Genomic DNA, 25,485 nt, shown 5'->3' on the forward strand with positions numbered 1-25,485 from the left:
AAACCCCTCATAAACGGGCCTTCCGGGCATTTTGTTACAGCAAAAATAAGCCATTGTCGCAGGCTGGGTAAATTTGACTTGCGAATCAGAAACACAGATCGACGTCCGGGTGCAACCGTGCGTAGCGTTTCGGGTGATGTTGAGGGCGGTTTAGGCTAGAATGCACGGCCTCAAAGCACACCCCTTCCCGAGGCTGTCCCGAAGATGTTGATCCTGCGCGGCGCTCCTGCCCTTTCTGCCTTTCGCCACAGCAAACTCCTTGAGCAACTGAGCCAGAAGGTTCCGGCTGTCAGTGGCTTGTATGCTGAATTCGCTCACTTCGCCGAAGTCACCGGCGTCCTGACCGGCGACGAACAGCAGGTGCTTGCGCGCCTTCTGAAGTACGGTCCAAGCGTTCCGGTTCAAGAGCCGACCGGCCGTCTGTTCCTGGTGTTGCCGCGTTTTGGCACCATCTCGCCATGGTCGAGCAAGGCCAGCGACATCGCTCGCAACTGCGGTCTGAGCAAGATCCAGCGCCTGGAGCGCGGCATCGCGTTCTACGTGGCCGGTCAGTTCAGCGACGCCCAAGCCCAGCAGATTGCCGATGTCCTGCATGACCGCATGACCCAGATCGTTCTGGCCAATCTGGAGCAGGCCGCCGGCCTGTTCAGCCACGCCGAACCGAAACCGCTGACCGCCATCGACATTCTCGGTGGCGGTCGCGCCGCGCTGGAAAAAGCCAACACCGAGCTGGGCCTGGCCCTGGCCGAAGACGAGATCGACTATCTGGTCGACGCCTTCAACGGTTTGCAGCGCAACCCGCACGACATCGAACTGATGATGTTCGCCCAGGCCAACTCCGAGCACTGCCGCCACAAGATCTTCAACGCCAGTTGGGACATTGACGGCCAGAGCCAGGAAAAAAGCCTGTTCGGCATGATCAAGAACACCTATGTGATGCACAGCGAAGGCGTTCTGTCGGCTTATAAGGACAACGCCTCGGTGATCGTCGGCAACGTGGCCGGCCGCTTCTTCCCGAACCCTGAAACCCGTCAGTACGGCGCGGTTCAGGAGCCGGTGCACATCCTGATGAAGGTTGAAACCCACAACCACCCGACCGCGATTGCCCCGTTCCCGGGCGCATCCACCGGTTCCGGTGGCGAGATCCGTGACGAAGGTGCAACCGGTCGTGGCGCCAAGCCTAAGGCTGGCCTGACCGGTTTCACCGTATCGAACCTGCAAATCCCGGGCTTCGAACAGCCGTGGGAAGTGCCGTACGGCAAGCCTGAGCGCATCGTCACCGCGCTGGACATCATGATCGAAGGCCCGCTCGGCGGTGCCGCGTTCAACAACGAATTCGGTCGTCCGGCCCTGACCGGTTATTTCCGTACCTTTGAACAATCGATCACCACCCCGCACGGTGACGAAGTTCGCGGTTACCACAAGCCGATCATGCTCGCTGGCGGCATGGGCAACATCCGCGAAGAACACGTCAAGAAAGGCGAGATCGTCGTCGGTTCCAAACTGATCGTACTCGGCGGCCCAGCGATGCTGATCGGTCTGGGTGGCGGTGCGGCTTCCTCCATGGCCACGGGCACAAGCTCGGCGGATCTGGACTTCGCTTCCGTTCAGCGTGAAAACCCTGAGATGGAGCGTCGCTGCCAGGAAGTCATCGACCGTTGCTGGCAACTGGGCGACAAGAACCCGATCAGCTTCATCCACGACGTGGGGGCGGGCGGTCTGTCCAACGCCTTCCCGGAGCTGGTCAACGACGGCGACCGCGGTGGCCGTTTCGAACTGCGCAACATTCCAAACGACGAGCCGGGCATGGCCCCGCACGAAATCTGGAGTAACGAATCCCAGGAACGCTACGTGCTGGCCGTCGGCCCGCAAGACTTCGAGCGCTTCCAGGCGATCTGCGAGCGTGAGCGCTGCCCGTTTGCCGTAGTCGGTGAAGCCACCGCCGAGCCGCAGCTTACTGTCACCGATAGCCACTTCGGCAACAACCCGGTGGACATGCCACTGGAAGTGTTGCTGGGCAAGGCGCCGCGCATGCACCGTTCGGTGGTTCGCGAGGCCGAACTGGGCGATGACTTCGATCCGTCGAACCTCGACATCACCGAGTCCATCGAACGCGTTCTGCATCACCCGGCTGTCGCGAGCAAGAGCTTCCTGATCACCATCGGTGACCGCACCATCACCGGCCTCGTGGCCCGTGACCAGATGGTTGGCCCGTGGCAGGTTCCGGTCGCCGACGTGGCCGTTACCGCCACCAGTTTCGACGTCTACACCGGTGAAGCCATGGCGATGGGCGAGCGGACTCCGCTGGCGCTGCTGGACGCTCCGGCGTCGGGCCGCATGGCCATCGGCGAAACCCTGACCAACATTGCCGCTTCGCGCATCAACAAGCTCTCCGACATCAAACTGTCGGCGAACTGGATGTCCGCTGCCGGTCACCCGGGTGAAGACGCACGTCTGTACGACACCGTGAAAGCGGTCGGTATGGAACTGTGCCCTGAGCTGGGCATTACCATTCCGGTGGGCAAGGACTCGATGTCCATGGCCACCCGTTGGAACGACAACGGCGAAGAAAAAACCGTGACCTCGCCGATGTCGCTGATCGTGACCGGTTTCGCGCCAGTGGCTGACATCCGTCAGACCCTGACCCCGGAACTGCGCATGGACAAGGGCACCACCGACCTGATCCTGATCGACCTCGGTCGCGGGCAGAATCGCATGGGTGCTTCGATCCTTGCGCAAGTACACGGCAAGCTCGGCAAGCACGCGCCGGACGTCGACGACGCCGAAGACCTGAAAGCCTTCTTCGCCGTGATCCAGGGCCTTAACGCTGACGGTCACCTGCTGGCTTACCACGACCGTTCCGACGGTGGTCTGCTGACTTGCGTGGTGGAAATGGCCTTCGCTGGCCACTGCGGTCTGAGTCTTAACCTGGACAGCGTTGCCGAAAGCGCCGCTGAAATCGCCGCCATCCTGTTCAACGAAGAACTGGGTGCCGTGATTCAGGTTCGTCAGGACGCCACGCCAGACATCCTCGCGCAGTTCAGCGCGGCCGGTCTGGGCGACTGTGTTTCGGTGATCGGTCAGCCGATCAACAATGGCCAGATCAACATCACCTTCAACGGTGACACCGTGTTCGAAGGCCAGCGTCGTCTGCTGCAACGTCAGTGGGCCGAGACCAGCTACCAGATCCAGCGTCTGCGTGATAACGCCGACTGCGCCGAACAAGAGTTCGACGTGCTGCTGGAAGAAGACAACCCGGGCCTGAGCGTCAAGCTGAGCTACGACGTCAACCAGGACATCGCCGCGCCCTACATCAAAAAAGGCATTCGCCCACAGGTTGCCGTACTGCGTGAGCAGGGCGTCAACGGTCAGGTGGAAATGGCGGCAGCGTTCGACCGCGCCGGTTTCAACGCGATTGACGTGCACATGAGCGACATTCTGGCCGGCCGTGTCGACCTGAACGAGTTCAAAGGTCTGGTGGCGTGCGGTGGTTTCTCCTACGGCGACGTGCTGGGTGCCGGTGAAGGCTGGGCCAAGTCGGCCCTGTTCAACAGCCGCGCTCGCGATGCGTTCCAGGGGTTCTTCGAGCGTAACGACAGTTTCACCCTCGGCGTGTGCAACGGTTGCCAGATGATGTCCAACCTGCACGAACTGATCCCGGGCAGCGAGTTCTGGCCGCACTTCGTGCGCAACCGCTCCGAGCAGTTCGAAGCGCGCGTGGCGATGGTTCAGGTTCAGGAGTCGAACTCGATCTTCCTGCAGGGCATGGCCGGTTCGCGTATGCCGATCGCCATTGCTCACGGTGAAGGTCATGCCGAGTTTTCCAGCGAAGAAGCTCTGCTGGAAGCGGATCTGTCGGGTTGCGTGGCGATGCGTTTTGTCGACAACCATGGCAAGGTCACCGAATCGTACCCGGCCAACCCGAACGGTTCGCCGCGCGGGATTACCGGTCTCACCAGCCGTGATGGCCGCGTGACTATCATGATGCCGCACCCGGAGCGTGTGTTCCGTGCTGTGCAGAACTCGTGGCGTTCGGAAGACTGGAACGAAGACGCGCCTTGGATGCGTATGTTCCGTAATGCTCGTGTGTGGGTTAACTAAGGTCCGTGTACAAGCTGGCGTTTTTTGTTCCTGACAGTCATGTCGAGGTGGTCAAGGAAGCCGTATTCGCTGCCGGTGGTGGGCGGATCGGGGGCTATGACCACTGTGCTTGGCAGGTGCTCGGTTTGGGCCAGTTTCGACCTTTGGACGGCAGTCAGCCGTTTATTGGGGAAGCGGGGCAGGTTGAGCGTGTTGAGGAATGGAAGGTTGAGCTTGTGGTGGCGGATGAGTTGATTCGCTCTGTAGTGGCGGCTTTGAAGTTGAGCCACCCGTACGAGACACCGGCTTATGAAGTGTGGCGGCTGGAAGATTTCTGATAGCCGCTTATTACAAGAAACCCGCAGATGAGTGATTGTCTGCGGGTTTTTTGTTGCCCCCGATTTTTTGCGCGATGGGGTTCCTATGTGGGAGCGGGCTTGCTCGCGAAGGCGTCGGCTCAGGCAATGATGTTCTGGCTGACCGAGTACATATCCATTGCTGTGGTCACGGCTGCTCAGGGTTCCGCCCTTACGGCGGGTCACTTTTTACAGACGCCTAAAAAGTAACCAAAAACGCTTGCCCCAACGTTCGGCCCGCTCGCTGGGGCTCGGGGTTCCTTCGCTCCGGGATCCATCCGGGGCATCGCCTCCGGTTTGCTTCGCTGCACCTCCTCTCGATGTTCTCCCCGGATGAATCCCTGCGCTCAGCCTGCCGACGGGGCCTGTGGATCAAGATCAAGAGCTGCAGCCGAGCTTGCGCTCATCCTGTTGAGTGGTGAGAAGCAGGAGCGAGTAGGTGGCGCTGCTTTGCTTTTCTGTGGGAGCTGGCTTGCCAGCGATGGCGGCCTGATAGCCGACCAGTCTCTATCTGGATGCACACACTCCAACTGTGGGAGCCCGATGAGGCCCGCCCGGCCACCCCATCACCCAAGGTTGTTTAAAAATGCATCAAATCACCAGAACCTTCCCACAAGGTTTTCAGGTTGTCCGTCGGACGTCGGGTCTCTAGTCTTTGGCTGTCACCGCAAATCGGTGATCGGGTGTGAGAACCCGGTAAGAGGTTTTAATCAAACGTCAGTAGCACCATAATCGCCGCCAGCTCATTTGCTGCCGGCAATGCTCTATGGCGGCTGTGTGCGGACGAACTTCGGTTCGGCCGGGTTGATCTCTTACCGGTTTCTCACTCCGCACATAGCTGCCACCTCCTCGTCGCGTGAGAAACGACCAGTGATGGCTTCAATCATTTGATTAGAGATCATTGCAATGACCAAGCCCGTACCCGACCCACCCGAAACCAAAACCCCACTCGAAGAAGCTCTCCGCGCCGAAGACCAGGCCCGAAACCGCGAAGCCATCAAGCGCGCCCTCGACTTCTACCTGTGCCCCGAACCCGCAAAGCCCCGCCGACCAAGCACCATGTTCATGGTCTGCCCCCAAGTCGACACCGAAAGCCTGCTCGCCCACGCTTGCGAGTCATTAGCCTCGGCAAGTCCCGCCGCCAGCCACTTCGCCAATGAGCTAAATGGTTCTCAGCGCAGCACCGTATTAGGCATCCAGCAAATCGTCATGCTTGCCGAACTGGCGGTAAATCGCGCACTGGATCGGGTAGACCCGCAAACCTGATTGATCAGGTTTACCGTGTCATCGTTCTTCGCGAGCAAGCCCGCTCCCACAGTTTTGATTGAGTAGAGGCTCGACGGGCGTCATCGCTGGCAAGCCAGCTCCCCATCTGGAATGCAATCACCTTGTGGGAGCGGGCTTGCTCGCGAAGAGGCCCGCTCAGGCGCAGCAGATTTAAACCTTTGCACCGAGCTCACTGCGATTGACCAACGCCTCAAGCGCTCCACTCAAACTCGCTGCCTTATCCCCCACCAACAAATGCCAGACCCCGCCTTCCAACTGGCTGACACCCTGACAACCCAGCTCTTTCAACTGCGCCTCGGACAACGCTTTACCATCGGCCAGTTGCAGACGAATACGTGTCAGCGCGATGCAGTCCAGTTGCAGCACATTCTCGCTACCGCCCAGTGCCGTCAGCCATTGTTGAGCTTGCGGCGCAGCGACCAACGCAGCTTTCGATTCCTCGACCACCACCGCAGGCGCAGACACCAACGCACGCCCCAGCGCCGGCATGGCGAGGCGGATTTCGTCGGCGATGCTGTCGGCCAATGGCCCGACCACTACCTGCAAGCTGCCGCCCTTGCCCGGGCGTACCACGGCCATCGCACCCAGTGCCTTCAAGTCAGCGTCAGAAGCCTTGTTGCGATCAACCATTTCCAGACGCAAGCGGGTAGTGCACGCACCCACCGTCACCAGATTCTCCGCACCACCGAGAGCCTTGATGTAAGCCGCAGCGCGCTCGTTCTCGGTGAGAACTGCCTTGTCAGCCGCCGCCACATCCTCACGCCCCGGCGTCTTCAAATTGAAACGACGAATGCAGAAATCAAACACCGCGTAATACACGACGGCATAAGCGAGCCCGACCGGAACCACCAACCAGCCATTGGTCGACCGGCCCCAGCCCAGCACCATGTCGATAAAACCGCCAGAGAACGTGAAGCCCAGATGAATATTCAGCGCGTTAGTGATCGCCATCGACAACCCGGTCAGCAGCGCATGTAGCAGATACAACAACGGCGCCAAAAACATGAAGGCAAATTCAATCGGCTCGGTTACCCCAGTCAAAAACGACGTCAAAGCCATCGACAGGAAAATCCCGCCCATGACCTTGCGCCGCTCTGGCAGAGCGTTGCGGTACATCGCCAGGCACGCGGCCGGCAGGCCGAAGATCATCATCGGGAACATGCCGGTCATGAACTGGCCGCCCTTCGGATCGCCGGCAAAGTAGCGCGACAGATCACCGGTCACCAACGCACCTGTGGTCGGGTCGGTGAAGTTGCCGAAGACGAACCACGCCATGTTGTTGAGGATGTGGTGCAGGCCGGTGACGATCAGCAGACGGTTGAACACGCCGAAGACGAAGGCACCGAAGCTGCCACTTTCCATCATCAGGCTGCCGAAGCTGTTGATGCCTTGCTGAATCGGCGGCCAGATGTAGCCGAACACCACGCCCAGCCCGACCGCCGCAAACCCTGTGACAATCGGCACGAAACGCCGGCCACCGAAGAACGCCAGGTACTCCGGCAGCTTGATGTCCTTGAAGCGGTTGTACAGCGCGCCGGCCATCAGGCCGCTGACGATCCCGGCGAGCATGCCCATGTTGATGCTCGCGTCGAGCACCTTGAGGGTGGAGATCATCACCAGATAACCGATCACTCCGGCAAGGCCTGCGGTGCCGTTGTTGTCCTTGGCGAAGCCGACGGCGATGCCGATGGCGAAGATCATCGCCAGGTTGGCGAAGATCACCTGACCGGCGTCGTGGATGATCGCGATGTTCAGCAGGTCGGTATCGCCCAGGCGCAGCAGCAGGCCGGCAATCGGCAGGATCGCAATCGGCAGCATCAGCGCGCGGCCGAGGCGTTGCAGGCCTTCGATGAAGAGTTGGTACATGGCGTTTGTCCTTTTTGTTTTTGTTAGCGCAGTGGCCAATGTTGATGACAGGCGTGGCGCACGGCGGCGGCGCTGCTCAGCTTGAGCAGGTCGCGGCTGAGGCGCTGACATTGGGCTTCGTGCAACTGGCGCACGCGATCCTTGATTTCACCGATCTGCACCGGGCTCACCGAGAGTTCGGTAACGCCGAGGCCGATCAGCACTGGTGTCGCTAACGGGTCCGAGGCGAGGGCGCCGCAGACGCCAACCCAACGTTTGTGCACCGCTGCGCCTGCGCAGGTCATGGCGATCAGGCGCAGCAGCGCCGGGTGCAGGGCGTCGACGCGGGCGGCGAGTCCTGCGTGATCGCGATCCATGGCGAGGGTGTATTGCGACAAATCGTTGGTGCCGATCGAGAGGAAATCGGCATGTTCGGCGAGTTGTTCGGCCTGCAATGCGGCGGCGGGGACTTCGATCATCACGCCCATTTCCGGGCGTTGAGTGATACCGAGTTCATTGCACAACGCATCGACCCGCTCGCGGATGTGCAGCAGTTCGTCGACTTCGGTGACCATCGGCAACAGGATCCGGCAACGCTGCAACGGGCTGACTTGCAGCAGCGCGCGCAGTTGCTGATCGAGAATTTCCGGGCGGGCCTGGGCCAGACGAATGCCGCGCAAACCGAGCACCGGGTTGGCTTCGGCGGGCAGCGGCAGATAGTCGAGTTGCTTGTCGCCGCCGACGTCGATGGTGCGGATGATCACTGACTTATCGCCCATGGCATCAATGACGGCTTGATAGGCGGCGCGCTGTTCTTCGACGTCAGGCGCAGTCTGGCGGTCAACGAACAGAAACTCGGTGCGCAACAGACCGACACCGTCGGCGCCGTTGGCAAACGCGTCCGCCGCTTCATGGCTGGACGCAACATTGGCGACCACTTCGATGGTCACGCCATTGCGGGTTTCGGCGGGCAGATGAGCCTTGGCTTGTTGCGCATCGCGGCGTTGTTGGCGGTCGATTTGCGCTTGCCGGACGTCGGCCAGACGTTCAGTGCTGGGCGTCAGTTCGAGGCGCCCGCCGTCGGCGTCGAGGACCACTGCTTGGCCATGCGGCTGATCGAGCAGCGCCGCGCCCAACGCCACCAAGCACGGCAGACCTTTGCCCCGCGCCAGAATCGCGACGTGCGACGTCGCACCGCCCTCGGCCATGCACAATCCGGCAACACCTTGAGCGCTGAGTTGCAGCAAGTCCGATGGGGTCAGTTCATGGGCGGCGACGATAGCACCGGCCGGCACCTCGTAATGCCAGGCTTGGCCAAGCAGGGCGCGCAGCACGCGTTGCTTGAGGTCGCGCAGGTCGTTGGCGCGCTCGGCCAGCAGCGCGCTGCCGGTTTTCTGGAGCACGTCGCACTGGATGTCGATCGACTGACTCCACGCATGGGTGGCGGCCGTGCCTTGCTCGATGGATTGTCGTGCGGCGTCGAGCAGGGCCGGGTCTTCGAGCAAGGCCAGATGCGCGGCGAAGATCGCTTCTTCGTCGGCGCTCCTGTGTTGTTTCGCTTGGGCGAGGGTGCTGCCGATTTCGCCGCGCACCTGATCCAGCGCCGCTTCAAGTGTTTGCTGTTGCGCCAGCGGATCATGATTGCCCGCGTCCGCCGGCAAACTGATCGCATTCAAATGAAACAACGGCCCGCCCACCAACCCCGGTGCGGCGCACACACCGTGCAACACATCCGCTTCGGCCGGGCGCTTGAGCGGTGCAACGCTGATCGGCGCGGCGACATGATGATCATTCGGTAGCGCGGTGGCCAATGCCGTGAGCAACGCTTGCAGGGCGGCTTCAGCGTCCGAACCCTGACAACTGACTTGCACTTCATCCTGTTCGCCGACCGCCAGTCCCATCAACCCGATCAGGCTGTTGCACGGCGCCGATTTACCGGCGAAGTGCAGTTGCGACTGGCTCTTGAAGCCCTGCGCAGTCTGGCGAATCAGCGCTGCCGGCCGGGCGTGCAGGCCGCCGCGATGAGCGACGCGCACATGGCCCTGAACCTCTGGCCCGCCAACGTCTTCAGCATTCGCCGCCGAGTTGTTGCGCGAGATGATGTGCAGCAACGGCTCGCCGACTTTCACCGCTTTGAGGGTGATCGGGCGCACCTGGAAGTCTTGACTGTTGGTCAGAATCAACAGGCTCACCAGGCTTTTGCATTGCAGGCCGACTTTGTCGACGTCATAGCGCAACAGCGGCTGCCCCTTGCTGACTCGCGTGCCTTCCTTGACCAGCATCGAGAAGCCTTCGCCGTTCAGTTCAACGGTGTCGAGCCCAAGGTGCAGGAGGATTTGCGCGCCGTTGTCGGCACGCACGGTGAGGGCATGGCCGGTGCGCGCAACGTGGATGATCACCCCGGCGCATGGCGAATACAGGGTGTCGTTGATCGGGTCGATGGCAATACCATCGCCCATCGCGCCACTGGCGAACACCGCGTCCGGGACTTTGGCGAGCGTGAGCACCGGGCCGCTGAGCGGGGCGCTGAGGGTCAGCTCTTTATTGTTGTTGTGCATGGCTCGGTCTCATCAGGTGTGCAGTCAGTCGGACTTAGTGCGTACGGGTCACTTTGCTCAGGTGGCGCGGTTGATCCGGGTCCATGCCACGGGCCACGGCGAGTCCGGCAGCCATCACGTAGAAACTCTGGATCGCCAGGATCGGGTCGAGGGCCGGGTGTTCGGCGCGGGTCAGGGTCAGGTCACGTTCGGTGACGTCATCCGGCGCTGCCAGCAATACGCGAGCGCCGCGTTGACGCATCTCTGCCGCCAGGCTCAGCAGGCCGGCCTGCTCGGCACCGCGTGGGGCGAAGACCAGCAACGGATAGTGTTCGTCGATCAGCGCCATCGGGCCGTGACGCACTTCGGCGCTGCTGAACGCTTCGGCCTGGATCGCCGAGGTTTCCTTGAATTTCAGCGCGGCTTCCTGGGCGATGGCGAAACCGGCACCACGACCGATGACCATCAGACGTTCGCAGTCGCGCAGTACGTCGATGGCCGCGCTCCAGTCCTGTTGCGCCGCGTCGCGCAGGCCTTCAGGCAGGGCGTTATGCGCCTCGAGCAATTCGTTGTCCTCTTTCCAGTGCGCGATCAAACGGGCGCTGGCGCTGAGGGTGGCGATGAAACTCTTGGTCGCGGCGACGCTGCTTTCGGTGCCGGCGAGCAGCGGCACGCTGAATTCACACGCCGCTTCCAGTGGCGAATCGGCGGCGTTGACCATCGAAACGCTCAGCGCGCCACGCTTGCGCAACAAGCGCAGGCTGTTGACCAGATCCGGGCTCTGACCCGATTGGGAGAAGGCAAAGGCCACTTGACCGCTGACCTTCAACGGCGCCTGTTGCATGGTCACCACCGACATCGGCAACGATGCCACCGGCACGCCCAATTGCTGCATGGTCAGGTAGGCGAAGTAGCTCGCCGCGTGGTCGGAGCTGCCACGGGCGACGGTCATCACCACTTGCGGCGGCTGACGGCGCAGGCGCCCGGCGATCTCGATCAATTGTGGGTCGAGCTGTTGCAGTTGGGCTTGCACGGCCTCAAACGAGGACAGCGCCTCTTCAAGCATTTTTGAAGTCAATGTCTTCTCCTTCGACCATGACGGCGGTCAGTGTGAGTGAGCGATCCAACCGCACGCAGTCGGCCCAGGCGCCGGGTTCAATGCGCCCGCGTTCGTTGATGCCGAGGTAGTCGGCGGGAAATTGAGACAGACGCTGCGACGCTTCACTGATCGGCAAACCGATCTTCACCAGGTTGCGCAGGGCTTGGTCCATGGTCAGGGTGCTGCCGGCCAGGGTGCCGTCGGGCAGTCGCACGCCGCCCAGGCATTTGGTCACGGTGTGGCTGCCAAGTTTGTATTCACCGTCGGGCATGCCGGCCGCTGCGGTCGAATCGGTGACGCAATACAGGCACGGGATTGAGCGCAGGGCCACGCGGATGGCGCCGGGGTGTACGTGGAGCAAATCCGGAATCAGCTCGGCGTATTTGGCGTGGGCCAGCGCCGCGCCGACGATGCCCGGTTCGCGGTGATGCAGCGGGCTCATGGCGTTGTACAAGTGGGTGAAGCTGGTCGCGCCGGCGTCCAGCGCGGCGACGCCTTCCTCGTAACTGCCCAGGGTATGGCCGATCTGCATGCGGATGCCACGGTTGCTGAGCTCACGGATCAAACCGTCGTGGCCGGCGATTTCCGGGGCAATGGTGATCACCCGGATCGGCGCCAGAGCCAGGTATTCCTCGACTTCGGCCATCAACGCGGTGTGGGCGAAGTTCGGTTGGGCGCCGAGTTTGCCGGGGTTGATGTACGGGCCTTCAAGGTGAACGCCGAGCACCCGGGCGCTGTTGGCCGGGCGCTGTTCGCAGAACTCGCCGACGGCTTTGAGCACGCTGGAAATCTCGGCGCTGGGTGCGGTCATGGTGGTGGCCAGCAGCGAAGTGGTACCGAAACGCACATGGGTCTTGGTGATCGTCTCGAAGGCGCTGGCACCTTCCATGATGTCTTTGCCGCCGCCGCCGTGAACGTGCAGGTCAATGAAACCCGGGAGCAGATAAGGCAGGTCGTTATCGGCCGGATCGCAGGGCACGCCTTCGATCGACACGACTTTGCCGTGTTCGTGGATCAGCCGGCCGCGAACCCAGCCGTGGGCAGTGAGGATGTTGTCTTCGGACATTTCGGTTCTCGCTGTTTGACGTCTGCGCCCGTTTAACGGCGCAGCTCTGCAACAAAGTCGTAGTAGTCGTTGCGGCAATAGGTGTCGGTGACTTCGATCGGTGTGTTGTCTTCCAGATAGCCGACCCGGGTCATCAGCAACATGGCGGTGCCGGGGGCGATGCCGACCAGTGCGGCGAACTCGTCCGAGGCGTTGATGGCCTGGATGTGTTGCAAGGCGCGCACGATCGGTTTGCCGATGCCGTCGAGGTATTCGTAGAGCGAATCACCGACCAATTGTGGCTTGGGCATGATCGCGGCGGGCAGGGTGCTCATCTCGATGGCCATCACGGTGTCGTCGGCTTTGCGCAGGCGTTTCATGCGCGCGACTTTGTCGTTCGGCGACAGGCTCAGGCGGATCAGTTCTTCGTGGGTCGGCAGGGTGATGTCCCGCTCCAGCCATTGCGAACTGGGCACGAAGCCCTTGAGGCGCAGCATCTCGCTGAAGCCTGACAGGCGTGAGAGGGGTTGTTCCAGGCGCGGGGTGATGAAGGTGCCGGAGCCTTGCAAGCGACGGATCAGACCTTGATCGAGCAACACCTCCAGGGCCTTGCGTGCAGTCACGCGGGAGATGCCCAACTGTTCGCTGAGATTGCGCTCGGACGGCATCGCCTGTTCGGCTTTCCACTGCCCGGCATGAATCGCCGCTTCCAGATTGCGCGCCAATTGCAGGTACAGCGGCGTCGGCTGAGAGTCATCGGGACGTAGGGCGTGGAGGTCGTTCATTGAGGTCATTTCCGGCGCGAGTATAGGATTGTTGTGGCTCGCTTGCTGGGCGCAAATTAATACCACTTGAATACCATGTCAACGCAGGAAAATGGCGGTTTGCCCAATGAAATGGCAGGTTGTGGAGAGGGGTGTCTTAAGTGGTATTAGAGGTGGGCTGTAAAAAGCAAAAGATCGCCGTCTGCGGCCGCTCCTGTCGTTGAAAGTGGTATCAACCCTGTAGGCGCTGTCGCAGGCGGCGATCCTCTGATTTATTTTTTTGCAGGTGGCCAGTGGTGGGTCGTTACGGGCGGATCTCGATCATCGTGCCGTCCGGCACCAGGCCCCAGACTTCGCGCATGTCCATGTTGCGCATGGCGATGCAGCCGTCGGTCCAGTCCAGCGTGTGGAACAGATCCTCGGGGGTGTCCTCGGTGTCGGGTGTGCCGTGGATCATGATCATGCCGCCGGGGGCGACGCCTTCCCGTCGGGCACGCGCCGAATCGCTGATGTTCGGGTAGGAAATGTGCATCGCCAGGTTGAATCGGTCGCTGACCTTTCGCCAATCGATCCAATAGAAACCTTCCGGTGTGCGTTTATCGCCTTCAAACAGTTTCGGACCTTTTTTCGCGCCCTTGCCCAGGGAAACCCGGTAGGTCTTGAGTGGCTTGCCGTCGGCGATCAACTGCAACTGATGAGCCGATTTGAGCACCAGCACTTTTTCGATCAGAGGGGTATTGGACGGCGATACGGTGGTCACGAATGACGCTTGCGAGACCGTGACGAACGACAGGCAGAACAGGGCAAGCAACCAGCGCATTGAAACGATTCCCCAGGGAGTGATGCAGATATTCATAGATGCTTTTATGTGATGACCGGCTGAGCGAGCGGCGGGATCGATTCCGAGCGAACCGGGTAGGTCTCGGCACGCCGATCAGCGAAGAAGCATTCTAAGGTACGGCCCACTGTGCGGAAAGCCAGCTCGTCCCATGGAATGTCGGCTTCGTCGAATAGTCGCACTTCAAGGCTCTCGGGACCGGCGGCAAAGTCCAGGTCGACCAGTTCTGCGCGAAAGAACACATGCACCTGGCTGATGTGCGGGACATCGATCAGCGTATAGATGCTCAGGTTACGCAGCCGGGCGCAGGCTTCCTCGGCGGTTTCGCGGGTCGCGGCCTGTTCGAGGGTTTCGCCGTTTTCCATGAAGCCGGCAGGCAATGTCCAGTAGCCGAGGCGCGGCTCGATGGCGCGGCGGCAGAGCAGCACTTGGGTGTCCCAGGTCGCGACGCATCCAGCGACGATATTGGGGTTCTGATAGTGAATGGTCTGACAGCTATCACAGACAAATCGCAGCCGCGAATCGCCTTCGGGAATGCGCTGGGTCACCGGGTTACCGCATTGGCTGCAAAATTTCATGCTGAGGTTCCTGAATGCTGCGCCTATCTTGGCGTGCAGCGGTGCCGGTCGGCAAGTTGTCGTTTCGCGACACAGCAAGAGTCGGGGGCTTGGGCGCTCGCATTGATTGGTGCATGATGCGGGGCAAGGCACAGATCGAGAACTCTTATGCTGGACGAGCTACTGCATCGGGTAAGCAACCACACACCGCGCACGCTGGAGACCGACTCGCGTTTTCCCGAGGCCGCCGTTCTGGTGCCGATCACCCGCAGTGACGAACCGGAACTGATCCTGACCCTGCGCGCCAGCGGCCTCTCGACCCACGGCGGCGAAGTCGCCTTTCCCGGCGGGCGCCGCGACCCCGAAGACCCTGATCTGATCTTCACCGCCCTGCGCGAAGCCGAAGAGGAGATCGGCCTGCCGCCGGGCCTGGTCGAAGTCATCGGCCCGCTCAGCCCGTTGATTTCTCTGCACGGCATCAAGGTCACGCCGTATGTCGGTGTGATTCCTGATTTTGTCGAGTATCTGGCCAACGACGCCGAGATCGCCGCCGTCTTCAGCGTGCCGCTGGAATTCTTCCGTAAAGACCCACGCGAACACACCCACCGCATCGACTACCAGGGCCGCAGTTGGTACGTGCCGAGTTATCGATTTGGTGAATACAAAATCTGGGGGCTGACGGCAATCATGATCGTCGAGTTGATCAATCTGCTCTATGACGCGAAGATCAGCCTGCATCAGCCGCCTAAAAGCTTCATCAACACCTGAAGCCATCGCAGCAATGGCCGCTCACCGTGAGCCCTGAGGACAACAAGATGAAATACCGCTTGGGCGACGCCCGTGTCCAAACCCATCCACAGAGCTGGGTCGCCCCCAATGCCGTGCTGGTGGGCAAGGTCAAACTCGAAGAGGGCGCCAACGTCTGGTTCAACGCTGTACTGCGCGGTGATAACGAACTGATCCTGATCGGCAAGAACAGCAACGTCCAGGACGGCACGGTGATGCACACCGACATGGGCTATCCGCTGACCATCGGCACCGGCGTGACCATCGGCCACAACGCCATGCTCCATGGCTGCACCGTCGGCGATTACAGCCTGATCGGTATCAATGCGGTGATTTTGAACGGCGCGAAGATCGGCAAGAACTGCATCATCGGCGCCAATTCGCTGATCGGCGAAGGCAAGGAAATCCCTGACGGTTCGCTGGTAATGGGCTCGCCGGGCAAGGTCGTGCGTGAGCTGACCGAGCCGCAGAAGAAAATGCTCGAAGCCAGCGCCGCGCACTATGTGCATAACGCGCAGCGCTATGCCCGTGATCTGGTTGAGCAGGAAGAATGAATACGCCTGAAAGACCCGTCGCCTCGCCCTGCGTGAGTATTTGTGCGCTGGATGAGGATGATGTTTGCACCGGGTGTCAGCGCACGGTCGAGGAGATTACGCGCTGGAGCCGGATGAGCAACGACGAGCGCCGTGTTGTGCTGGGGTTGTGTCATGAGCGGGCGAAGGCGAGTGGGCTGGTGTGGATGATCCCTGGGAAATCCGGCGTCTGACAGGGCGCCTTTGCGAGCAAGCCCGTTTGTATGGATCTATTGCATACACAAAATCTGTGTTCACTGTAGACCCAGTGTGGGAGCGGGCTTGCTCGCGAAGCGGCCGGCAACGCCACGACTTCTTATTGGCCCAAAACAATCCCTGAAGTAACCTGTGCGCCAATTTATCAGGTCGCCCCCATGATTTTCCTCATCGCCTACATCAGCAGCGTCGTGCTGATCAACTTCGCCTTCTCCACCGCGCCGCACCTGGACGTCATCTGGTCGGCTTGGGGTGGCTTGGTGTTCGTGTTGCGTGACATGGTGCAAACCCGCTTCGGCCATGGCGCGATCGTGGCGATGTTGGCGGCGCTGGTGTTGTCCTACGTGACGTCCGATCCGTCCATCGCATTGGCCAGCGCTGTCGCGTTCGGGGTCTCCGAGTGCATCGACTGGCTGGTGTTCAGCATCACCAAGCGGCCGTTGCGCGACCGTTTGTGGATCAGTTCGGCGCTGAGCATTCCCCTCGATACCTTCATTTTCTTCGGCATGATCGATGCCTTGACACCGCCCGTGATCATCACCGCTCTGGCTTCGAAGTTTGCTGGCGTGACGGCCGTCTGGCTGATCATGGCCTGGCGCGATCGCAAGCAGGCCGTCGCCAGCTAAAGCCAAACCCGCGGGTTCATGTAAAATGCCGCGCTTTCTCCCCATGGAAAGTGCGCCTGGCGTTGCTTTCCTCGATGATCCGCTTCTTTGAGGACCTGAGATGACCCGTATCGGAACTCCATTGTCGCCAACCGCGACCCGCGTATTGCTGTGTGGCTGTGGTGAGTTGGGCAAGGAAGTGGTGATCGAACTGCAACGCCTAGGCGTTGAAGTGATTGCCGTCGACCGCTACGCCAACGCGCCGGCCATGCAAGTCGCTCATCGCAGCCACGTGATCAACATGCTCGACGGCGCCGCTCTGCGTGCCGTGATCGAAGCCGAGAAGCCGCACTTCATCGTGCCGGAAATCGAAGCCATCGCCACCGCCACCCTGGTCGAACTGGAAGCCGAAGGCTTCACCGTGATCCCGACCGCGCGCGCTGCGCAACTGACCATGAACCGCGAGGGCATTCGTCGTCTGGCCGCTGAAGAGCTGGATCTGCCGACCTCGCCGTACCACTTCGCCGACACCTTCGAGGACTACAGCAAAGCCGTTGAGGATTTGGGTTTCCCATGCGTCGTCAAACCGGTGATGAGTTCGTCGGGCAAGGGCCAGAGCCTGCTGCGCAGCCACGATGACGTGCAGAAAGCCTGGGACTACGCGCAAGAGGGCGGTCGTGCCGGCAAAGGTCGGGTGATCATCGAAGGCTTCATCGATTTCGACTACGAAATCACCTTGTTGACCGTGCGCCACATCGGCGGCACCACGTTCTGTGCGCCGGTCGGTCACCGTCAGGAGAAGGGCGACTATCAGGAGTCGTGGCAGCCACAAGCCATGAGCCCGATTGCCCTGGCAGAATCCGAGCGTGTTGCCAAAGCGGTAACCGAGGCACTGGGTGGCCGTGGTCTGTTTGGCGTTGAGTTGTTCATCAAAGGTGATCAGGTGTGGTTCAGCGAAGTCTCGCCGCGTCCGCATGACACCGGTCTGGTGACCTTGATTTCTCAGGATCTCTCGCAATTCGCCCTGCACGCGCGGGCGATTTTGGGTCTGCCCGTACCGCTGATCCGTCAGTTCGGGCCATCGGCTTCGGCGGTGATTCTGGTGGAAGGTCAGTCGACTCAAACCGCGTTCGCCAACCTGGGCGCTGCGTTGAGCGAGCCGGACACAGCGCTGCGTCTGTTTGGCAAGCCCGAAGTCAATGGTCAGCGCCGCATGGGCGTGGCGCTGGCGCGGGATGAGTCGATTGAAGCGGCGCGTGCCAAAGCGACCCGTGCTGCTCAGGCGGTTGTCGTCGAGCTGTAAACCGAGGCGCGTTATTCGCGAGCAAGCCCGCTCCCACAGTCTTTTTGGTTGTACACAAAATGTGTGATCAACAGAGAACCCTGTGGGAGCGGGCTTGCTCGCGAAGCTTTTGATCTTCGGTCAGGCAACCTGATTCAGATCGTTATTCCTCGTTTCCTTCAGGCACAGCACCGCAATCAAACTCAGCACTGCCGCGCCCGACACATACCCGCCGACATAGCTCAAACCACCCATCGCCACCAGTTTCTGCGCAAAGAACGGCGCCGCCGAGGCCCCGACAATGCCGCCCAGGTTGTACGCTGCCGACGCGCCGGTATAGCGCACATGAGTCGGAAACAGCTCCGGCAACAACGCCCCCATCGGCGCGAACGTTACGCCCATCAAGAACAACTCGATGCACAGAAACAGCGCCACGCCCCAGGTCGACCCCTGAGTCAGCAACGGCTCCATCAGAAACCCGGACGCAATGGCCAGTACGCCGCCGATGATCAGCACCGGTTTGCGTCCGTAACGGTCACTGGCCCAGGCCGATAACGGTGTGGCGGCGGCCATGAACAGCACGGCAAAACACAGCAGTCCAAGGAACGTTTCGCGGCTGTAGCCCAGTGTGGATACGCCGTAGCTCAGGGAAAACACCGTCGAGATGTAGAACAGCGCATAGCAAACCACCATCGCCATCGCCCCCAGCAGCGTTGGCACCCAATACTGGCTGAACAGCTCGACCAGCGGCATTTTCACCCGTTCCTGGCGGGCGATGGCGTTGGCGAATACCGGGGTTTCATGGAGTTTCAGGCGCACATACAGGCCAACCATCACCAGCAGGGCGCTGAGCAGGAACGGAATGCGCCAGCCCCAACGGCTGAATTGCTCGTCGCTGAGGGCCATGGCCAGCGTGAGGAACAAGCCGTTGGCGGCGAGAAAACCAATGGAAGGGCCAAGTTGCGGGAACATGCCGAACCACGCGCGCTTGCCTTTCGGTGCGTTTTCCGTGGCCAGCAGGGCGGCACCACCCCACTCGCCGCCCAGTCCAAGACCCTGACCGAAACGCAGCACACACAGCAGAATGGGCGCCCAGGCCCCGATGCTGTCGTAACCCGGCAGCACGCCGATCAGCGTCGTACAAACACCCATCAGCAGCAGCGAAGCGACCAGTGTCGATTTACGCCCGATGCGGTCACCGAAGTGGCCAAACAACGCAGAACCCAGCGGTCGGGCGAGGAAAGCGATGCCGAAGGTGAGGAAGGCTGACAACATCTGTGCCGTGCCGGAGGTCTGCGGAAAGAACACCGGCCCGATCACCAGTGCGGCAGCCGTGGCGTAAACGTAGAAGTCGTAGAACTCGATGGCGGTGCCGATGAAACTCGCCGTCGCCACGCGGGTGGCGGAGTTGGTCGGTTGGGCAGGCGCGGTGTCGCTGTAAGCGGTACGGGTTGTCATGCGGTGATCCCTGACAGTCATGAGCTCCGGTGGAGCGAATTATTAGGGTCGAGCACCCAGGGATGTGGGATGAGGCGCGAGCGCTGTTTCAGGTAAGAACAGTCGCCGGGGTGATGCGCAAAAGGTCGAGACCTGAGCAGTGCCGGGTAAGCACTTGGATCGTCGGCGCTTGGGTAAGCGCCTCGATTATAGGAAGGGGGCTAACGATTGAACAAGCGTAAAAAACGCGTGAAAGGCACTCTCGCAGCGGTGATTTTTTGATCTGTTATCGGGGCAGCAAAAGCGCAGGGGTAGACGTGGTGTGCCAGATCAACACCTTGCTCACCCGGTTCTCTTCAGTCTCGAGAATTTCCAGTCGATAGCGCCCGATCTTCAGGCAAACCGCGCTCTCGGGAATGGTTTCCAGCGCCTCGGTCACCAGGCCGTTGAGGGTTTTCGGGCCATCGCTGGGCAAATGCCAGCCCAGGCATTTGTTGAGTTCCCGGATGGAGGCCGTGCCGTCGATCACCATGCGGCCATCGGCCTGCGGGTGAATATGCGGATTGTCGAGGCTGTGCTCGCTTTCGAATTCGCCGACGATCTCTTCAAGAATGTCTTCCAGGGTGACGATGCCGAGCACTTCGCCGTACTCGTCCACCACCATGCCGAGGCGACGTTGCTGCTTGTGGAAATTGAGCAATTGCAGTTGCAGAGGCGTGCTTTCCGGCACGAAGTACGGCTCGTAACTGGCCGCCAGCAGGGCTTCGCGGGTCAGACTGTGGTTATTCAGCAGGTGGCTGATCTGCCGCGTGTTGAGCACCGCTTCGACCTGATTGATGTCGCTGTGGAACACCGGCAGACGTGTGCGTTTGTTGTGGCGCAGTTGTTCGATGATCTGTTCGATCGGATCGTCGAGGTTGATACCGTCGACGTCACTGCGTGGCACCAGAATGTCATTGACCGTGATGTTGTCCAGCGCGTGGATACCCGACGTCGGGTGCGTGCGGGCCGGATGTTCGGGATCGTCATGACGATCAGCCTGCGCGTCGTCGTCACTCTGCTGAACCATTTGGGTTTTGCGCACGAACGGACTCAGGAGCAAATGGCTGATGCGACTGAAAAGCCAGGCAAACGGATAAACAATTTTCAGCGGCACGGCCAATAGCGTGTTGCCGAGGGTCAGCACGGCTTCCGGATAACGCCGGGCGAGGGTGCGTGGGAAGTAATCGGCGAAGACCAGCAAGATGGCGCCCGCACCGAGGCATGCCGCCCAAGGGCCGTTTTCTTCACAGAGGAAAATCGCCAGCAACGTCGCGATCACGACCGCGAGCGCACGGCAGAGGGTGTTGCACAGAATCAGGCTGTCGAGCGGGAAGCTCAGCTTCGCCAGCGGTTTATCACTGGCGCGTGAGGCGGTGCGTTGTGCGAGCAGGTGTTGCTGCGCGATTTCGACGGCGGTAAACAGCCCCGACCATAAAATCAGCAGGACAAATACCGCGAGCATCGGCCCTATGGGCAAACCGTCCATTTATGCCGCCCGTCAGATATGCAGGATGTATTCACGAACCAGTTTGCTGCCGAAATACGCCAACATCAGCAGACAGAAACCGGCGAGCGTCCAGCGAATCGCTTTGTGTCCGCGCCAGCCGAGACGGTTGCGGCCCCACAACAGCACGCTGAACACCACCCAGGCCAGACACGCCAGCAGCGTTTTGTGAACCAGATGCTGGGCGAACAGGTTCTCGACGAACAGCCAGCCGGAGATCAACGACAGCGAGAGCAACGTCCAGCCGGCCCAAAGGAAACCGAACAGCAGGCTTTCCATGGTTTGCAGTGGCGGGAAGTTCTTGATCAGGCCGGAGGGATGCTTGTGCTTGAGTTGGTGGTCTTGCACCAGCACCAGCAAGGACTGGAATACCGCGATGGTGAACATGCCGTAGGCGAGGATCGACAGCAGGATGTGGGCGAGAATGCCCGGCTCTTCATCAATGATCTGCACGGTGCCGGCCGGCGCGAACTGCGCCAGCAACACCGTGACCGCACCCAGCGGGAACAGCAGGACCAGCAGGTTCTCCACCGGGATTCGCGAACAGGCAATCAGGGTCAGGGCGATCACCGCCGCTGCGATCAGGCTGGAGGCGCTGAAAAAGTCCAGGCCCAGGCCGATCGGGGTCAGCAGGTGCGTGAGCAGGCTGGCGCTATGGGCCAGCACGGCGAAAACGCCGAGCGTAACCAGCAGGCGCTTGTTCGCCTTGGCGCCGGTGGCCAGACGGGTGCTCTGATAAAGGGTCGCAGCGGCATATATAAGGGCGGCGGCGAGGGTGGTCAGCAAACTGGGTGACAAGGGGAGCATAAATCCTGATCGGTAAGCCCGAAAGGGGCTGAGTTTGGCATAGAACCGCCATGGCACGAAAGACTCAGGAAGCTGACAGCGAGGTGTCCGCCAGACGCAGTCTTCGCTATAATCCGCGACCTGCCCACGCCGCAGGCTCGCCGAGCACATGTTGATTCCGGTCTGGGCCGCCATTATCCCGGTCTACACAGGGCCTGAAAGGATCGCGCAATGTTTGAAAACTTAACCGACCGTCTCTCGCAGACGCTGCGCCATGTCACCGGCAAGGCGAAGCTGACCGAAGACAATATCAAAGACACCCTGCGTGAAGTGCGCATGGCGTTGCTCGAAGCCGACGTCGCCCTGCCGGTGGTCAAGGACTTCGTCAATTCGGTCAAGGAGCGCGCTGTCGGCACCGAGGTGTCGCGCAGCCTGACGCCGGGCCAGGCATTCGTGAAGATCGTCCAGGCTGAACTCGAAAGCCTGATGGGCGCGGCGAACGAGGACTTGAACCTCAGCGCCGTACCGCCAGCCGTCGTGCTGATGGCCGGCCTGCAGGGTGCCGGTAAAACCACCACCGTCGGCAAACTGGCGCGCTTGCTCAAAGAGCGCAAAAAGAAGTCGGTCATGGTCGTGTCGGCGGACGTTTATCGCCCTGCGGCCATTAAACAGCTGGAAACCCTGGCCAACGACATCGGCGTGACGTTCTTCCCGTCCGACCTGAGCCAGAAGCCGGTCGACATCGCCAACGCGGCTATTAAAGAAGCAAAACTGAAATTCATCGACGTGGTCATCGTCGATACCGCCGGTCGTCTGCACATCGACGAAGAGATGATGGGCGAGATCAAGGCGCTGCACGCCGCGATCAACCCGGTCGAAACCCTGTTCGTGGTCGACGCCATGACCGGCCAGGACGCGGCCAACACGGCCAAGGCCTTCGGTGATGCGCTGCCGCTGACCGGTGTGATCCTGACCAAGGTCGACGGCGACGCGCGTGGCGGTGCCGCCCTGTCGGTGCGAGCGATCACCGGCAAACCGATCAAGTTCATCGGTATGGGCGAGAAGAGCGAAGCGCTCGAGCCGTTCCATCCCGAGCGTATTGCTTCGCGGATCCTCGGTATGGGTGATGTGCTCAGCCTGATCGAACAGGCCGAGCAGACCCTCGACAAGGAAAAGGCCGACAAACTGGCCAAGAAACTGAAGAAGGGCAAGGGCTTCGACCTCGAAGACTTCCGTGATCAGTTGCAACAGATGAAGAACATGGGCGGCCTGGGCGGCCTCATGGACAAACTGCCGAGCATCGGCGGCGTAAACCTGTCTCAGATGGGCAATGCCCAGAATGCCGCAGAGAAGCAATTCAAACAGATGGAAGCCATCATCAGCTCCATGACCCCGGCCGAGCGCCGTGACCCTGAGTTGATCAGCGGCTCGCGCAAGCGCCGGATCGCCATGGGGTCGGGCACTCAGGTGCAGGACATTGGTCGCTTGATCAAGCAGCACAAGCAGATGCAGAAGATGATGAAGAAATTCACCGCCAAAGGCGGAATGGCGAAAATGATGCGCGGCATGGGCGGTATGTTGCCCGGCGGCGGTATGCCGAAAATGTAAATAACTCGCCGGTCGTCGCACCGGCGCAGGCCCCGCAAGGATGCGGGATCAACAGCAAACCCGCACTCGGCGGGAGCTGACTGGCCGTTTTCATCGACGGCTCTATATGCAAATCTGCACGGCATGCCATAGGCGCCGGAAAAAGTCATTTGCAAAAGTCCGGATATTCCTTAGAATATGCGGCCTTTCGGGCACCCATGCCCGCTGTGCATTTAGATTTGCAGCACCGACTACAGGAACGATGTTCACATGCTAACAATCCGTCTTGCCCTTGGCGGCTCCAAAAAGCGCCCGTTTTACCACCTGACCGTAACCGACTCCCGCAACCCGCGTGACGGTTCCCACAAAGAACAGGTTGGTTTCTTCAACCCTGTTGCCCGTGGTCAGGAAACTCGTCTGTCCGTGAACCAAGAGCGCGTAGCCTACTGGCTGAGCGTTGGTGCACAACCTTCTGAGCGCGTTGCTCAGTTGTTGAAGGAATCTGCCAAGGCTGCGGCCTGAGCAATATGAACGCGACGCCTGCTGTTGCCGATGATTTGATCGTTATTGGCAAAATTTATTCTGTTCACGGCGTTCGCGGCGAAGTGAAGGTTTATTCCTTTACTGATCCGACTGAAAACCTGTTGCAGTACAAAACCTGGACGCTCAAGCGCGAAGGCAATGTCAAACAGGTCGAGCTGGTCAGTGGACGCGGGAGCGACAAGTTCCTGGTCGCAAAGCTCAAGGGTCTTGATGATCGTGAAGAAGCTCGTCTTCTGGCCGGTTACGAGATCTGCGTGCCGCGCAACCTGTTCGCTGAATTGACCGAAGGCGAGTACTACTGGTACCAGCTGGAAGGTCTGAAGGTCATCGATCAACTGGGGCAATTGCTCGGGAAAATCGATCATCTTCTGGAAACCGGCGCCAATGATGTAATGGTAGTCAAGCCTTGCGCTGGCAGCCTGGATGATCGCGAACGCCTGTTGCCCTATACGGAGCAATGCGTGTTGGCAGTCGACCTCGCCGCGGGTGAGATGAAGGTGGATTGGGACGCGGACTTCTAAGCGTGGCTAACTTGCGCGTAGAAGTGATCAGTTTGTTTCCCGAAATGTTTTCCGCCATCGGCGACTATGGCATCACCAGTCGAGCGGTCAAACAGGGGCTCTTGCAGCTGACCTGTTGGAATCCGCGGGATTACACGACGGATCGGCATCACACTGTGGACGATCGCCCGTTTGGCGGTGGTCCGGGCATGGTGATGAAGATCAAGCCCCTGGAGGATGCTCTGGTTCAGGCCAAGGCAGCAGCCGGGGAGGCGGCGAAGGTGATTTACCTGTCCCCCCAAGGCCGTCAACTGACTCAGTCGGCGGTACGCGAGTTGGCACAATCGGATGCATTGATCCTGATTGCCGGCCGCTACGAAGGCATTGACGAGCGCTTTATTGAGGCTCATGTCGATGAAGAGTGGTCGATTGGCGACTATGTACTGTCTGGCGGTGAGCTGCCGGCCATGGTCCTGATCGATGCGGTTACACGACTGCTGCCTGGAGCTTTAGGGCATGCGGATTCCGCTGAGGAAGATTCCTTTACGGATGGTCTGCTGGATTGCCCGCACTACACCCGACCTGAGGTGTATGCGGATCAGCGTGTTCCCGACGTGTTGCTGAGTGGCAATCACGCGCATATCCGGCGTTGGCGTTTACAGCAGTCCCTTGGTAGGACCTATGAACGACGCGCCGATCTTCTGGAAAGCCGCTCGCTTTCTGGAGAAGAGAAGAAGCTGCTCGAGGAATACATCCGCGAGCGGGACGATAGTTAACAACGTATCGATGGTAGATCAGTTGATTTACCTTAGGAGCACAGCATGACCAACAAAATCATCCTTGCACTCGAAGCAGAGCAGATGACCAAAGAAATCCCTACCTTTGCCCCAGGCGACACCATTGTCGTTCAGGTGAAAGTGAAGGAAGGCGATCGTTCCCGTCTGCAAGCGTTCGAAGGCGTTGTAATCGCCAAGCGTAACCGCGGCGTGAACAGTGCGTTCACCGTACGTAAAATCTCCAACGGTGTTGGCGTAGAACGTACTTTCCAGACCTACTCCCCGCAGATCGACAGCATGGCTGTTAAACGTCGCGGTGACGTACGTAAAGCCAAGCTGTACTACCTGCGCGACCTGTCGGGTAAAGCAGCTCGCATCAAGGAAAAACTGGCTTAAGTCCAGCTTCCGATGCAGAAAAAAGCAGCCTACGGGCTGCTTTTT

General features: G+C 60.4%; 23 protein-coding genes. 13 read left to right on the forward strand and 10 right to left on the reverse strand.

The window, feature by feature from the left end; all coding sequences use genetic code 11:
• The first annotated feature begins 204 nt into the window (after nt 1-204).
• The 3 genes from purL (at nt 205) to AACY50_RS10700 (ending at nt 5,702) form a co-directional block, all read left to right on the forward strand.
• Nucleotides 205-4,101 carry a phosphoribosylformylglycinamidine synthase gene (gene purL / locus AACY50_RS10690; protein ID WP_339466157.1) on the forward strand — a complete coding sequence of 1,299 codons (3,897 nt, stop codon included), beginning with the start codon at nt 205-207 and terminating at the stop codon, nt 4,099-4,101.
• A 5-nt stretch (nt 4,102-4,106) separates the two neighbouring features.
• Nucleotides 4,107-4,418 (forward strand): YqfO family protein, encoded by a 312-nt coding sequence (locus tag AACY50_RS10695; RefSeq protein ID WP_339466158.1) that lies wholly within the window; start codon nt 4,107-4,109, stop codon nt 4,416-4,418.
• Nucleotides 4,419-5,342: 924 nt separating this feature from the next.
• Complete coding sequence (locus tag AACY50_RS10700; RefSeq protein ID WP_339538541.1) at nt 5,343-5,702, forward strand: DUF6124 family protein; 360 nt, start codon at nt 5,343-5,345, stop codon at nt 5,700-5,702.
• Between the two features lie 171 nt (nt 5,703-5,873).
• Here AACY50_RS10700 and nagE read toward each other — a convergent pair whose 3' ends face one another.
• The 7 genes from nagE to AACY50_RS10735 form a co-directional block, all read right to left on the reverse strand.
• Nucleotides 5,874-7,589 carry an N-acetylglucosamine-specific PTS transporter subunit IIBC gene (gene nagE, locus AACY50_RS10705; RefSeq protein ID WP_339494810.1) on the reverse strand — a complete coding sequence of 572 codons (1,716 nt, stop codon included), beginning with the start codon at nt 7,587-7,589 and terminating at the stop codon, nt 5,874-5,876.
• A gap of 23 nt (nt 7,590-7,612) precedes the next feature.
• Nucleotides 7,613-10,126: a phosphoenolpyruvate--protein phosphotransferase gene (gene ptsP / locus AACY50_RS10710; RefSeq protein ID WP_339538542.1), complete on the reverse strand. Its 2,514-nt coding sequence runs from the start codon at nt 10,124-10,126 to the stop codon at nt 7,613-7,615.
• Nucleotides 10,127-10,160: 34 nt separating this feature from the next.
• Nucleotides 10,161-11,183 carry an SIS domain-containing protein gene (locus AACY50_RS10715; RefSeq protein WP_221729902.1) on the reverse strand — a complete coding sequence of 341 codons (1,023 nt, stop codon included), beginning with the start codon at nt 11,181-11,183 and terminating at the stop codon, nt 10,161-10,163.
• Nucleotides 11,164-12,270, reverse strand: coding sequence for an N-acetylglucosamine-6-phosphate deacetylase (gene nagA / locus AACY50_RS10720; RefSeq protein WP_339432110.1), 1,107 nt, complete (start codon nt 12,268-12,270; stop codon nt 11,164-11,166). Before nagA ends, AACY50_RS10715 begins: the two co-directional genes overlap by 20 nt.
• Before the next feature lie 32 nt (nt 12,271-12,302).
• Nucleotides 12,303-13,034 carry a GntR family transcriptional regulator gene (locus AACY50_RS10725; RefSeq protein ID WP_221729900.1) on the reverse strand — a complete coding sequence of 244 codons (732 nt, stop codon included), beginning with the start codon at nt 13,032-13,034 and terminating at the stop codon, nt 12,303-12,305.
• 283 nt (nt 13,035-13,317) lie between these two features.
• Nucleotides 13,318-13,833, reverse strand: coding sequence for a L,D-transpeptidase family protein (locus AACY50_RS10730; RefSeq protein WP_339432112.1), 516 nt, complete (start codon nt 13,831-13,833; stop codon nt 13,318-13,320).
• 44 nt (nt 13,834-13,877) lie between these two features.
• Nucleotides 13,878-14,429, reverse strand: coding sequence for an NUDIX hydrolase (locus tag AACY50_RS10735; protein ID WP_339432113.1), 552 nt, complete (start codon nt 14,427-14,429; stop codon nt 13,878-13,880).
• A gap of 147 nt (nt 14,430-14,576) precedes the next feature.
• Between AACY50_RS10735 and AACY50_RS10740 the strand changes: the two genes are divergently transcribed.
• From AACY50_RS10740 to purT, 5 genes are all read left to right on the forward strand, one after another.
• Nucleotides 14,577-15,176 carry a CoA pyrophosphatase gene (locus tag AACY50_RS10740; RefSeq protein ID WP_339432114.1) on the forward strand — a complete coding sequence of 200 codons (600 nt, stop codon included), beginning with the start codon at nt 14,577-14,579 and terminating at the stop codon, nt 15,174-15,176.
• Between the two features lie 47 nt (nt 15,177-15,223).
• A complete protein-coding gene (locus tag AACY50_RS10745; protein ID WP_339432115.1) occupies nt 15,224-15,748 on the forward strand; it encodes a gamma carbonic anhydrase family protein in 525 nt (174 codons plus the stop codon).
• Nucleotides 15,745-15,960, forward strand: coding sequence for a DUF1289 domain-containing protein (locus tag AACY50_RS10750; RefSeq protein WP_339432116.1), 216 nt, complete (start codon nt 15,745-15,747; stop codon nt 15,958-15,960). Before AACY50_RS10745 ends, AACY50_RS10750 begins: the two co-directional genes overlap by 4 nt.
• A 180-nt stretch (nt 15,961-16,140) precedes the next feature.
• On the forward strand, nt 16,141-16,608 hold the full coding sequence (locus tag AACY50_RS10755; protein WP_221729895.1) for a VUT family protein: 468 nt from the start codon (nt 16,141-16,143) through the stop codon (nt 16,606-16,608).
• 100 nt (nt 16,609-16,708) lie between these two features.
• Nucleotides 16,709-17,890 (forward strand): formate-dependent phosphoribosylglycinamide formyltransferase, encoded by a 1,182-nt coding sequence (purT, locus tag AACY50_RS10760; RefSeq protein WP_339432117.1) that lies wholly within the window; start codon nt 16,709-16,711, stop codon nt 17,888-17,890.
• 120 nt (nt 17,891-18,010) lie between these two features.
• On the opposite strand, the gene AACY50_RS10765 is transcribed toward purT, so the two are convergent.
• From AACY50_RS10765 to AACY50_RS10775, 3 genes are all read right to left on the reverse strand, one after another.
• Nucleotides 18,011-19,327, reverse strand: coding sequence for an MFS transporter (locus AACY50_RS10765; protein ID WP_339466165.1), 1,317 nt, complete (start codon nt 19,325-19,327; stop codon nt 18,011-18,013).
• A 265-nt stretch (nt 19,328-19,592) separates the two neighbouring features.
• Nucleotides 19,593-20,834, reverse strand: coding sequence for a transporter associated domain-containing protein (locus tag AACY50_RS10770; RefSeq protein ID WP_339466167.1), 1,242 nt, complete (start codon nt 20,832-20,834; stop codon nt 19,593-19,595).
• Nucleotides 20,835-20,846: 12 nt separating this feature from the next.
• Nucleotides 20,847-21,659 carry a cytochrome C assembly family protein gene (locus AACY50_RS10775; RefSeq protein WP_339432120.1) on the reverse strand — a complete coding sequence of 271 codons (813 nt, stop codon included), beginning with the start codon at nt 21,657-21,659 and terminating at the stop codon, nt 20,847-20,849.
• Nucleotides 21,660-21,869: 210 nt separating this feature from the next.
• On the opposite strand from AACY50_RS10775, the gene ffh reads away from it, so the two are divergent.
• The 5 genes from ffh to rplS all read left to right on the forward strand — a co-directional run bounded on the left by ffh (nt 21,870) and on the right by rplS (nt 25,440).
• Nucleotides 21,870-23,246: a signal recognition particle protein gene (gene ffh / locus AACY50_RS10780; RefSeq protein ID WP_339432121.1), complete on the forward strand. Its 1,377-nt coding sequence runs from the start codon at nt 21,870-21,872 to the stop codon at nt 23,244-23,246.
• Nucleotides 23,247-23,495: 249 nt separating this feature from the next.
• The gene (gene rpsP / locus AACY50_RS10785) at nt 23,496-23,747 is read left to right on the forward strand and encodes a 30S ribosomal protein S16 (protein WP_016986371.1); all 252 of its coding nucleotides are present in this window, start codon (nt 23,496-23,498) and stop codon (nt 23,745-23,747) included.
• Nucleotides 23,748-23,752: 5 nt separating this feature from the next.
• A complete protein-coding gene (gene rimM, locus AACY50_RS10790; RefSeq protein WP_095191188.1) occupies nt 23,753-24,289 on the forward strand; it encodes a ribosome maturation factor RimM in 537 nt (178 codons plus the stop codon).
• Nucleotides 24,290-24,291: 2 nt separating this feature from the next.
• The gene (gene trmD / locus AACY50_RS10795) at nt 24,292-25,044 is read left to right on the forward strand and encodes a tRNA (guanosine(37)-N1)-methyltransferase TrmD (protein WP_090281920.1); all 753 of its coding nucleotides are present in this window, start codon (nt 24,292-24,294) and stop codon (nt 25,042-25,044) included.
• Between the two features lie 45 nt (nt 25,045-25,089).
• Nucleotides 25,090-25,440: a 50S ribosomal protein L19 gene (rplS, locus tag AACY50_RS10800; RefSeq protein ID WP_003175895.1), complete on the forward strand. Its 351-nt coding sequence runs from the start codon at nt 25,090-25,092 to the stop codon at nt 25,438-25,440.
• Nucleotides 25,441-25,485: the final 45 nt, after the last annotated feature.

Origin of the sequence: Pseudomonas sp. RA_15y_Pfl2_54, from assembly GCF_963971015.1 — a bacterium.
In the GTDB taxonomy this organism is placed as follows: Bacteria; Pseudomonadota; Gammaproteobacteria; order Pseudomonadales; family Pseudomonadaceae; genus Aquipseudomonas; species Aquipseudomonas baetica_A.

What these genes read in the sequence shown, in the direction of transcription:
- AACY50_RS10700 (WP_339538541.1), top strand. Translation starts at nt 5,343, where the DNA reads ATGACCAAGCCCGTACCCGACCCACCCGAAACCAAAACCCCACTCGAA.
- AACY50_RS10750 (WP_339432116.1), top strand. Translation starts at nt 15,745, where the DNA reads ATGAATACGCCTGAAAGACCCGTCGCCTCGCCCTGCGTGAGTATTTGT.
- AACY50_RS10770 (WP_339466167.1), bottom strand. Translation starts at nt 20,834, where the DNA reads ATGGACGGTTTGCCCATAGGGCCGATGCTCGCGGTATTTGTCCTGCTG.
- AACY50_RS10735 (WP_339432113.1), bottom strand. Translation starts at nt 14,429, where the DNA reads ATGAAATTTTGCAGCCAATGCGGTAACCCGGTGACCCAGCGCATTCCC.
- nagE (WP_339494810.1), bottom strand. Translation starts at nt 7,589, where the DNA reads ATGTACCAACTCTTCATCGAAGGCCTGCAACGCCTCGGCCGCGCGCTG.
- nagA (WP_339432110.1), bottom strand. Translation starts at nt 12,270, where the DNA reads ATGTCCGAAGACAACATCCTCACTGCCCACGGCTGGGTTCGCGGCCGG.
- purL (WP_339466157.1), top strand. Translation starts at nt 205, where the DNA reads ATGTTGATCCTGCGCGGCGCTCCTGCCCTTTCTGCCTTTCGCCACAGC.
- ffh (WP_339432121.1), top strand. Translation starts at nt 21,870, where the DNA reads ATGTTTGAAAACTTAACCGACCGTCTCTCGCAGACGCTGCGCCATGTC.
- AACY50_RS10730 (WP_339432112.1), bottom strand. Translation starts at nt 13,833, where the DNA reads ATGCGCTGGTTGCTTGCCCTGTTCTGCCTGTCGTTCGTCACGGTCTCG.
- AACY50_RS10745 (WP_339432115.1), top strand. Translation starts at nt 15,224, where the DNA reads ATGAAATACCGCTTGGGCGACGCCCGTGTCCAAACCCATCCACAGAGC.
- AACY50_RS10725 (WP_221729900.1), bottom strand. Translation starts at nt 13,034, where the DNA reads ATGAACGACCTCCACGCCCTACGTCCCGATGACTCTCAGCCGACGCCG.
- ptsP (WP_339538542.1), bottom strand. Translation starts at nt 10,126, where the DNA reads ATGCACAACAACAATAAAGAGCTGACCCTCAGCGCCCCGCTCAGCGGC.
- rimM (WP_095191188.1), top strand. Translation starts at nt 23,753, where the DNA reads ATGAACGCGACGCCTGCTGTTGCCGATGATTTGATCGTTATTGGCAAA.
- rplS (WP_003175895.1), top strand. Translation starts at nt 25,090, where the DNA reads ATGACCAACAAAATCATCCTTGCACTCGAAGCAGAGCAGATGACCAAA.
- rpsP (WP_016986371.1), top strand. Translation starts at nt 23,496, where the DNA reads ATGCTAACAATCCGTCTTGCCCTTGGCGGCTCCAAAAAGCGCCCGTTT.
- AACY50_RS10755 (WP_221729895.1), top strand. Translation starts at nt 16,141, where the DNA reads ATGATTTTCCTCATCGCCTACATCAGCAGCGTCGTGCTGATCAACTTC.
- purT (WP_339432117.1), top strand. Translation starts at nt 16,709, where the DNA reads ATGACCCGTATCGGAACTCCATTGTCGCCAACCGCGACCCGCGTATTG.
- AACY50_RS10765 (WP_339466165.1), bottom strand. Translation starts at nt 19,327, where the DNA reads ATGACAACCCGTACCGCTTACAGCGACACCGCGCCTGCCCAACCGACC.
- AACY50_RS10740 (WP_339432114.1), top strand. Translation starts at nt 14,577, where the DNA reads ATGCTGGACGAGCTACTGCATCGGGTAAGCAACCACACACCGCGCACG.
- AACY50_RS10775 (WP_339432120.1), bottom strand. Translation starts at nt 21,659, where the DNA reads ATGCTCCCCTTGTCACCCAGTTTGCTGACCACCCTCGCCGCCGCCCTT.